Here is a 10,696-nt window from a genome sequence, read left to right on the forward strand (position 1 = left end):
GAACCCTCCTTAAATTATTTCGCTACTATATTCACTAACTTTTGTGGTACTGCTATCACTTTCTTGATGTCTTTACCTTCAATTTCTGATTTAACTACGTCATTCTCTAACGCAAGTTGTTCCATTTCTTCTTTTGTAGCATCTTTGGCAATTTTAAGCTTAGCTCTCACCTTACCATTAACTTGAATCACAATCTCTACTTCATCATCAACTAACATCGCTTCATCAAATGATGGCCATGGTTGATAAGTGATTGTTTCCTCATGTCCAAGTTTCGCCCACAGCTCTTCAGAAATATGTGGTGCAATTGGAGCTAACATTTTTATGAAACCTTCAATATAAGGTTTATAGATTTCATTAGCTTTGTAACAATCATTAATAAATACCATTAACTGACTTATTGCGGTGTTGAAGTTCAATGTATCAAAGTCTTCGGTTACCTTTTTCACAGTTTGGTGATAAGTTTTGTCTAATGATTTATTATTTTGAGCTACTACTTTGTCAGTTAGCGTATCATCTTCTGTTACCAAGAGTCTCCAAATACGATCTAAGAATCTACGTGAACCGTCGAGTCCATTTTCACTCCAAGCAATTGCAGCATCTAGTGGTCCCATAAACATTTCATATAGGCGTAATGTATCTGCACCATGTGATTGTACAATATCATCAGGATTAATTACATTACCTTTTGACTTACTCATTTTTTCGTTACCTTCACCTAAGATCATACCTTGGTTGAATAATTTTTGGAATGGCTCTTTTGTTGGAACAACGCCTAAATCAAACAATACTTTATGCCAAAATCTTGCATATAATAAGTGCAATACTGCATGTTCTACTCCACCAATATATAAATCAACAGGAAGCCAGTGCTTAAGCTTTTCAGGATCTGCAAGCATTTTTTCATTATCTGGATCAATATATCTCAAATAATACCAACAGCTACCAGCCCATTGTGGCATTGTATTTGTCTCGCGACGTCCCTTCATTCCTGTCTCTTCATCAACAACGTTTACAAACTCATCAATATTCGCTAATGGCGACTCACCTGTTCCTGATGGTTTGATTTCATCTGTTTCTGGTAACAATAATGGTAATTCTTCTTCAGGAACAGTAGTCATTGAACCATCTTCCCAATGAATAACTGGAATTGGTTCACCCCAGTATCTTTGTCTACTGAACAACCAATCTCTTAGTTTGTAATTGACTTTTTTAGTTCCTACACCTTTTTCTTCTAATAACTCGATCGCTTTTTTAATGGCAGCTTCGTTATAAAGACCATTTAACTCACCTGAATTAATATGTGGTCCATCACCAGTATAAGCTTCTTTAGTTAAGTCGCCACCTTCGATGACTTCAACAATCGGTAAATCAAATGCTTTAGCAAATTCATAGTCACGTTGGTCACCACTTGGTACAGCCATAACCGCACCTGTCCCATAAGTTGAAAGTACATAATCTGCAATCCAAATTTGAGCCTTCTCACCTGATAAAGGATTAATTGCATATGCCCCTGTAAAGACGCCTGATTTTTCTTTTGATAAACCAGTGCGTTCTAAATCAGATTTTTTCGCCGCTTCTTCTTGGTATTGCTTAATAGCTTCCTTTTTATCATCGGTAGTAATTTCGTCAACCAACTTATGTTCAGGACTAAGCACTAAGAATGTTGTACCATAAGTTGTATCTGGACGTGTGGTAAATACTTCGATTTGGGCATTACTATTTTCAACATCAAAGTTAATACTTGCACCTTCAGATCTTCCAATCCAATTTCTTTGCATATCTTTTAATGATTCTGGCCAATCTAAATCATCTAAATCTTCAAGTAGGCGATCAGCATATTCAGTTATTTTTAAGACCCATTGTTTCATTGGTCTTCTATAAACTGGGTGTCCTCCTCGTTCAGATACCCCATCAATTACCTCTTCATTCGATAATACAGTTCCCAATGCAGGACACCAGTTAACCGCTACTTCATCTACGTATGCTAGCCCTTTATTATATAATTGAATAAAAATCCATTGCGTCCATTTATAATATTGAGGATCCGTTGTGTTTACTTCTCTGTCCCAATCATAACTAAAACCAAGCTCTTTAATTTGACGCTTGAAAGTTGCTATATTTTGCTTAGTAAATTCTCTAGGATCATTACCTGTATCCAATGCATATTGTTCTGCAGGCAAGCCAAATGCATCCCACCCCATCGGATGTAAAACATTGTATCCTTGCATTCGTTTATAACGAGAAACAATATCTGTAGCAGTATATCCTTCTGGGTGTCCAACATGCAAACCTGCACCTGATGGATACGGGAACATATCTAATGCATAGAATTTCTTTTGTCCAAGATTATCACTTGCTTTAAATGTTTTATGTTCTTCCCAAAAATCCTGCCATTTTTTTTCGATTTTATTATGATTGTAATTCACTACTTTTCCTCCTATTCAATAAAAAAACATCCCTAACTATTATTTAATTCAAAGGGACGACAAATTAAATCAGCCGCGGTACCACCCTGCTTCACAAATCTTGTGCACTCGTTTCAATTAATAGTTTGAGATGTTATCAATTCACTTTACGTTCTGGTAAGTTCACTTAACACTTAACACTAGGTTTCACCATCCCCTAGCTCTCTGATGATAAGTATTTAAGTTACTACTCCTATACATTACTAATAATATTTTAAATAACACTTTATTTCAAGTAGTAAAATGTATTTAAAGCTTTATTCGCTTGATTCATTGTTAATTGTAATTACTAAACTTTTAAGTTATGAAGCATTTATCTTATTCAAATAGTGACTTAAGATAAATATACAAATTATAGCGATGAATAATAAGCACATCATAATTAGAAACATTTTTTGAATATCATAAATATCAACAATCATGCCACCTAACAATGGTCCAATCGCTTTTCCTATTGTCGATGCTGAATTTACATAACCTTGAAACGAACCTTGTTTACCCTCTGGAGCCAATTTGTTTGCAATCGTTGGAACTGCAGGCCACACAAACATTTCTCCAAATGTTAAAATTATCATTCCTATCATAAATACTGAAAATTGTTCTGCAAAGCTTGTTACAAAAAATGAAACTATAAAAATACAGACACCTACAAACATTTGTCTCTTTAAATTACCTTTCATCAGCCGAATAAATGGATAAATCAGAGGTTGTGCCACTAATATCAAAATACCATTTACTGTCCACAACAAACTATATTGACCCATCGTAATATTTAAAGATTGTGTGAAGGAAGCAATTGTACTCTCCCATTGAATATAAGCAATCCAACAAATAGCGAATAAGACACATAATGCAATCAACGCTTTAAAGTACAATCTATAAGACTTAGAAAATAACTTTAATGCTTCTGGTGATTTAACTTTGACATCTATTTTAATATTGAATTGTGTTATTGCTACAATTGCAAATAACACATACATCAGTAAATTCGCAATAAATATATAGTTGAAGCTCAACTCAGCAACAAATCCACCTGATGCAGCACCAATCGCAACACCTAAATTTTGAGCTAAATAAATTGCATTAAATGTCTGTCTACCACCATTGGGCCATACAGCACCAGCCATAGCATAAATTGCTGGCACAATCATTCCACCGCCAAAACCTAAAGCAACTAACCAAACTGCATACCAAGGCCAACCATGGAAACAATTCAATAGCGTCGTACTCATCAAGCAAATGATAGTTCCTAATATAATCGTGCGGTAGCCACCTAATTTATCAAATAATGTACCACCTAGTAAATTACCCACAACCATACCTATAGAATTAATCATTAACACTAATCCTGCCATTGTTAAACTTTTGTGCAAAACATCATTCATATATATTGTATTTAACGGCCACAAGAAACTTGAGCCAGTTATATTCAATGCCATACCAATTACCAACCACCAAACAGATTTAGGCATTTTCATTTAAAAGGCTCCTTTCTTTCAAATTTTCTCATTTCACTCTAAACACTATAGCATTAAAATATGTTAAAATCTTTAACTAGAATGAATTTAGAAAGGAAAATGTCTCATGGGTCAATTTTTCCCTTACGCATTTGAAAACAAAAGATATCATACATGGAATTACCACTTAAAAAATAAATTTGGACAAAAAATATTTAAGGTAGCAATCGATGGCGGATTCGACTGTCCTAATAGAGATGGCACTGTTGCACATGGTGGCTGCACATTTTGTTCAGCTGCAGGTAGTGGTGACTTTGCTGGGAATCGCGCAGATCCAGTAGAAGTACAATTCCAACAAATTAAAGATCGCATGCATGAGAAATGGCACGAAGGTCAATATATAGCTTATTTCCAAGCTTTTACAAACACACATGCCCCTGTTGAAGTATTACGCGAAAAATACGAAGCAGTATTAAAGGAACCTGGTGTCGTTGGTTTATCTATAGCAACACGTCCAGATTGTTTACCAGATGACGTGGTTGAATATTTAGCAGAATTAAACGAACGTACTTATTTATGGGTGGAACTCGGATTACAAACCGTACACCAAGAAACATCTGATTTAATAAACAGAGCTCATGATATGCAAACATATCATGATGGTGTTGCAAAATTGAGAAAGCATAATATTAACATTTGTACACACATCATTAATGGTTTACCAGGTGAAGATTACAATATGATGATGGAAACAGCTCGAGAAGTTGCAAAAATGGACGTTCAAGGTATTAAAATACACTTATTACATTTATTAAAAGGTACACCAATGGTCAAACAATACGATAAGGGTATGTTAGAATTCATGTCTCAAGAAGAATATACAAACTTGGTATGTGACCAATTAGAAATCATCCCACAAGAAATGATTGTTCATAGAATTACAGGAGATGGACCGATAGATTTAATGGTAGGTCCTATGTGGAGTGTCAATAAATGGGAAGTACTAAATGAAATTGATAATGAATTAGCAAGAAGAAATTCTTATCAAGGTAAATACTTTGAAAGTACTGTAAAATCATGAAGGTAGAACGCATTTTACCATTTGCCAAATCATTAATTACCAGTCATGTTAATTCAGAAAGCATTGTGATTGATGCTACATGTGGCAATGGTCATGATACATTATTTTTAGCTGAGCAAGTACCTGATGGTAAAGTTTATGGATTTGATATACAAAAAACAGCAATTCAGAATACCTTTGAACGTACGAAACATCTTGATAATGTAACATTGATTCAAGACGGCCATGAGCATGTGCAAACATATATACCACCTACTGATTATGGTCATATCGATGCAGCAATCTTCAATTTAGGCTACCTACCTAAAGGAGATAAATCAGTTGTTACCAAACCACAAACGACGATTGCAGCTATTGAGGATATTTTTCAAATATTATCCAAAGAAGGTATCATTATATTAGTGATTTATCATGGACATCCTGAAGGGAAAATCGAAAAGGATGCATTATTTGACTATTTAACACAAATCGACCAAGAACAAGCCCATGTATTACAATATCAATTTATTAATCAACAAAATAATCCACCTTTTGTATGCGCTATAGAAAAAAGATAAATACCGAACACTTCAAACAAAAAGGCGCATAACAAATTTAAAGCAAATAAATTTAATATCTTAATCAAAATTATAGCAGTCGAGTTAGCGACTTTATTAATGTCATATATCGATACGCTGTGAATTTCATATGATAGCAAGTACACATACACAGCGCTCAACTTTAGCAAAGACGTTAATTTCTATTTAGAACATATAGAAATTAACGTTTTTTGTTTTTATATAATTGGTCGCACATTGAACTACAATCCGCCTTGTGTATTGTGTTATAGTGTAAGATTTAAAAAAAGAGCCAATCCATTACAGATTAGCTCTTTACCTTTGAGATTGAGATTTCATGTCCCAATCTCTATTTACGTAAATATAATTATTTCACGCATTTAATGTTAGAGTATAAGTTATAATTCAACCTACTTTAACATTCCCTATAAATTTAAAATAGATTTAAGACTGTTTTGCATGCTTGATGACTTTGAATCAATTTCTTCTTTAAAGAATGACAAAAGATCTTCCCTTTGATCTTTCAATTTCTCATTAAAATGAATAATAACTGTACGTTCATCATTTTGTGGTCTTTCTTTTAAGATCCACTCTTTTTCAACTAAATCATTATACGTTCTTGTACGTTTGTATGATTTAATTTGAACGAAACCATCCATTTCCTTTAAAGTCATTGATCCTTCTTTCCATAAAGTAAGAAGTATTAAGATTTCTTCTTTAGACATTTTGTACTGCTTCTGAACTTTGCTAAAGATATCATTGATGTCTTGCAATACTAATTCTAATCTCAATACACCATCAACATTATCGGCAAGTGTCTTTCCCATAGAGTACTCCCCCAATCATAGTAAATGATATATGTTAGATTAACTTGTAAAATCACATTCCCCAAGAGTGGTAAATCTACTCTTTATAAATATTTGATTTTAAAACAAAATTAATCTTATTTACAGTTTAAATATAAACAATGAATTATGCAATTATATCCGTGATTTTATTTTGCATTTCTTTCAAAACTTTTGAAGAATGCTCAAATAATTTAATTTCTTCATCATTTAATGGTGTTTCAAATATTTTTACTGCTCCATTTCTATTTACTAATGTAGGAACACCCATATAAACATCGTCTTGTCCATATTCACCTTCTAAATAGCTAGATACTGTTAAAACTACATTTTGATTTTTCAAAATTGCTTTTGTGATGTGTAATAAGCCCATTGCAATACCGTAGTATGTCGCACCTTTAGCTTTGATAATATCATAAGCAGCATCACGCGTATTAACGAAAATTTCATCAATTCTATGTTGTTTGCTAGGATCATCTTTTAACATATTATATAAAGGTTGTCCTGCAATGCGTGTTTGTGACCAAACAGCTAATTCTGAATCACCATGTTCTCCAATAATTGAACCTTCAACACTACTTGGAGATACGCCAAATTCTTGTGCTAATTCATATTTGAAACGTGCAGTATCAAGGATTGTTCCTGAACCAATAACACGTTCTTTAGGTAAGCCAGAAACTTTATGAGTAACATAAGTTAATACATCAACTGGATTACTTGCGATTAAAAATATACCGTCAAATCCAGAATCCATAATTTCACTTACGATAGATTTAAATATTTTAGTATTTTTTTCAACTAAATCTAGTCTAGTTTCACCAGGTTTTTGTGCTGCACCAGCTGTTATAACAACTAAATCTGCATCGCTACAATCACTATATCGTCCTGCTTTAACATTAACTGGGGAATCGCCATAAGGTGCTCCGTGATTTAAGTCTAATACATCACCTTTCACTTTCTCTTCCGCTAAATCTATAATAACAAGTTCATCAGCAATACCTTGGGCAACCATTGCAAATGCATAACTAGAACCAACTGCTCCATCACCAACTAATACAACTTTGTTTCCTTTAATCATTTCCATATTAAAACTGCCTCCCTCAAATACTATTCAAAAGTTTATTTAATTTATGTTTATTATGTGATTTTTTTCACAAATTAAATATACCAAACAATTTTAGTTTTTGCAATATTTTTTGTGAAAATAATCACAATATTTCATTGATATATTCATACAGTTCGGAAGTATTACATTTTAAATGAATTGCAGATTATAAAAACACTCCCTTCAAAGGCTTCACTTTTCAGTGTCTACTTTAAACGGAGTATCTCAACAGCAACTTGTATTTTTTTAATTTTGAGTGGGAAAATTATCAACCAAACCAAAAACTTGAGATATGGCGTATAACCTTTCAACTCAAAATCCAACTAGCAATCATAAATTTTCAACTAAATAACTAATTCATGACACATTATGAAGGTTCATTTTCATCATCAATTACAAATCCATTATTACTTGAACTATTATTTAAGAAAGCTAAGATATAGCGCATTACCTCATCACGTTCAGGTTCATTATGTACCTCGTGATACAAACCTTTCCATTCTTTAAAATACAGTTCATTGGTTGTGACCTTATCTTTAACTAGTTTCATTGCAGTGATATCTGCCACCTTATCTGCATCACCATACATCAATAATAAAGGTATAGATTCTATGTCCTTTAAATGTGTCACTGTTTCTTTCATAATGTCTGTAATTTGTTTGTACCAATTATATGTAACTTTTTGCAACATCAATTGATCATTCATTGTTTCTTCAATGACCTCTTCATTACGTGTTAAATCTTCAACCTTTATACCTACTTTAAAGCGTTTATCCTTGGCCATTTTCCCTACATTTGAAATCACTTTATCTTTACGTGTTTTATTACCTTTTTTAAATTCTAATAATGGTGAAATTAACATAAGTCCTTCAATAGGTACGTCGACCTTTTCAAGTAGATTCAACATAATTAAGCCGCCTAATCCAACACCTAATACATATGTAGGAATCTTATATTCATTTGCGATTCTTATCCATTCAAGTATATGCTCATGGTAAACGTCAAAATTTTCAATTTGACCTTTATTAGAACGAGAAGTTTGGCCTTGACCTGGTAAATCGCCCATAATCACATGGTATCCATTACGGCGAAGCATGGTAATAACATATGCATAGCGTCCTGTATGTTCTAGCATATTGTGAGCGATCACAATGACGCCTTTAGCTTCATTTTCTGTTTCCCATTTCCACATAATTACTACTTCCCCTTCTATATAAAAATTTAATTCATTACATTTATTGTATCAAAATCGTATACGATATTTCCATTTTAAACATGTAGTTTGTCGTGAATGATTTAATTTTTGTGCCATTATATATATAAAAACACTTCTATACCAATTACATGAGTGTACTATGAAATATAAAGTGTAATATATTTTATTGTAAACGATTTCTTTAACAATTGATTCATGCTACACTATTATAGAAAGGTAAGCTATTAGCAGAATGGGAGGAATTAATATGCCAATTGTGAAAAATTTTTTTATAGGACTATCTAACAATACTTTATTAAATAATGCAGCTAAAGAAATCGGTCCCATGTTAGGAGCGAATAAAGTTGTAGCAGGAAATACAATCCCTGCTTTGTTAGACACAATTGAACGTTTAAACGATAAAGGAATTACAGTTACTGTTGATTGCCTAGGTGAATTTGTGGACACCGAAGGCGAAGCGATACAAGCAAAAGATCAAATCTTAGAAGTGATGTATGCGATTAATAATCATAATTTAAATGGCCATATGTCTATTAAACTGAGCCAATTAGGTTCAGAATTTGATATTGATTTAGCTTATCGTAATTTACGTGAAATATTATTGAAAGCCAATAAATTCAATAATATGCATATTAATATTGATACTGAGAAGTATGATAGTTTATTCGATATCACGCAAGTGCTAGATCGTTTAAAAGGTGAATTTAAAAATGTAGGTACTGTTATTCAAGCATATTTATATAAAGCAGATGCTTTGGTAGATAAATATCCAGAACTTAGATTAAGAATGGTTAAAGGGGCTTATAAAGAAGCTGATAATATCGCTTATCAAACCAAGGAGGAAATTGATGAAAACTACATACGTCTAATCAAGAAAAGATTATTGACGGCTAAGAATGTTACATCAATTGCTACGCACGATGATCGTGTCATCACTCACATCTTACAATTTATTAAGGATAACAATATACCTAAACATCGATATGAATTCCAAATGTTATATGGATTTAGAACTGAATTAGCTGAAGAAATCGCTAAAGATGGATATAATTTCTGTATTTATGTACCATTTGGTGATGATTGGTTTGGTTATTTCATGAGACGCTTAGCAGAAAGACCACAAAACCTTAATTTAATGTTCAAAGAATTTACAAAACCTGAAGTGCTTAAAAAGGCTGGTATTGTTGCAGCAGGTGTAACAGCTTTAGGTGCAACTATTGCACTTTTCAAAAAGTTCACTTCAAAATAACACAGCATTAAAGTGATTTTGTATCTACAATAAATAAACATGGCTGATGCATTATGAAAGTACTTCACAATGTCTAAACCATTAAAATAAAAAAACAGTAATCTAAGTCATTGAACTGACCCCAACTAATGGGAATAAAATAAAAACACTTCCGTTGAATTCATTTAAAATGAATCATACGGAGGTGTTTTTTCTATGAAAAGAGTGTCTTATTCATTAGAAACAAAGTATAAAACTATTGAAATGAAACAAACGGGTTATACTACAAAAGAAATTATGGAGACATTAAACATTAGAAACAGAACTCAGGTCGAAACATGGTGGAGATGGTATCGAAATGGGGAAACTTATAGATTTTCTCAACAAGTAGGCAAGCAATATGCATATGGTAAAGGAATGGAAGAACTTTCAGAAGTAGAACAATTAAAAATAGAGAATAAAAGAAAAGATATTGAATTAGATATTTTAAAAAAGTACAAAGAATTGGAAAGGAAGTGGTACCAACAGTAATCGTAGAATTAGTTGATCAATTAAAGCATAGATATCCAGTCAAAATGATACTTGAGATTTTAGAAATACCTAAATCGACATACTATAGATGGAAAAACAAGCATAATAACAATGATAACTTAACGCAAAAAGTCATTCAATTGTGTAAAGAAAATCAATATACCTACGGTTATCGAAAAATTACAGCCTTGATTAATCAATCATCTTC

At 32.5% G+C, this 10,696-nt stretch carries 8 protein-coding genes, 1 pseudogene and 1 other annotated feature; of the genes and pseudogenes, 4 read left to right on the forward strand and 5 right to left on the reverse strand.

What is annotated here, in order from left to right; genetic code table 11:
- Nucleotides 1-14 precede the first annotated feature (14 nt).
- On the reverse strand, nt 15-2,429 hold the full coding sequence (gene leuS / locus ACF91D_RS27505) for a leucine--tRNA ligase (RefSeq protein ID WP_107527467.1): 2,415 nt from the start codon (nt 2,427-2,429) through the stop codon (nt 15-17).
- 49 nt (nt 2,430-2,478) lie between these two features.
- Nucleotides 2,479-2,678: a binding site (T-box leader), on the reverse strand.
- A gap of 92 nt (nt 2,679-2,770) precedes the next feature.
- Nucleotides 2,771-3,946 carry an MDR family MFS transporter gene (locus ACF91D_RS27510; RefSeq protein WP_042738382.1) on the reverse strand — a complete coding sequence of 392 codons (1,176 nt, stop codon included), beginning with the start codon at nt 3,944-3,946 and terminating at the stop codon, nt 2,771-2,773.
- Between the two features lie 106 nt (nt 3,947-4,052).
- Between ACF91D_RS27510 and mnmL the strand changes: the two genes are divergently transcribed.
- Together mnmL and mnmM are read left to right on the forward strand one after the other, a co-directional pair.
- Nucleotides 4,053-5,006: a tRNA modification radical SAM protein MnmL/YtqA gene (gene mnmL / locus ACF91D_RS27515; RefSeq protein WP_042738381.1), complete on the forward strand. Its 954-nt coding sequence runs from the start codon at nt 4,053-4,055 to the stop codon at nt 5,004-5,006.
- On the forward strand, nt 5,003-5,563 hold the full coding sequence (gene mnmM / locus ACF91D_RS27520) for a tRNA 5-(aminomethyl)-2-thiouridylate-methyltransferase MnmM (RefSeq protein ID WP_392438073.1): 561 nt from the start codon (nt 5,003-5,005) through the stop codon (nt 5,561-5,563). Before mnmL ends, mnmM begins: the two co-directional genes overlap by 4 nt.
- 425 nt (nt 5,564-5,988) lie before the next feature.
- Here mnmM and ACF91D_RS27525 read toward each other — a convergent pair whose 3' ends face one another.
- The 3 genes from ACF91D_RS27525 to ACF91D_RS27535 all read right to left on the reverse strand — a co-directional run bounded on the left by ACF91D_RS27525 (nt 5,989) and on the right by ACF91D_RS27535 (nt 8,705).
- Complete coding sequence (locus tag ACF91D_RS27525; RefSeq protein WP_042738379.1) at nt 5,989-6,390, reverse strand: transcriptional regulator, SarA/Rot family; 402 nt, start codon at nt 6,388-6,390, stop codon at nt 5,989-5,991.
- A gap of 145 nt (nt 6,391-6,535) precedes the next feature.
- Nucleotides 6,536-7,492 carry an L-lactate dehydrogenase gene (locus ACF91D_RS27530; protein ID WP_042738378.1) on the reverse strand — a complete coding sequence of 319 codons (957 nt, stop codon included), beginning with the start codon at nt 7,490-7,492 and terminating at the stop codon, nt 6,536-6,538.
- 388 nt (nt 7,493-7,880) lie between these two features.
- Nucleotides 7,881-8,705 (reverse strand): alpha/beta fold hydrolase, encoded by an 825-nt coding sequence (locus ACF91D_RS27535; RefSeq protein WP_042738377.1) that lies wholly within the window; start codon nt 8,703-8,705, stop codon nt 7,881-7,883.
- A 271-nt stretch (nt 8,706-8,976) separates the two neighbouring features.
- Here ACF91D_RS27535 and ACF91D_RS27540 point away from each other — a divergent pair, with 271 nt between their 5' ends.
- Nucleotides 8,977-9,978 (forward strand): proline dehydrogenase family protein, encoded by a 1,002-nt coding sequence (locus ACF91D_RS27540; protein ID WP_119624556.1) that lies wholly within the window; start codon nt 8,977-8,979, stop codon nt 9,976-9,978.
- 195 nt (nt 9,979-10,173) lie between these two features.
- A pseudogene (locus ACF91D_RS27545) lies at nt 10,174-10,696 on the forward strand (transposase family protein); the annotation flags it as partial.

Source organism: Staphylococcus sp. 231237_7MaSpsaltlick, assembly GCF_043107035.1.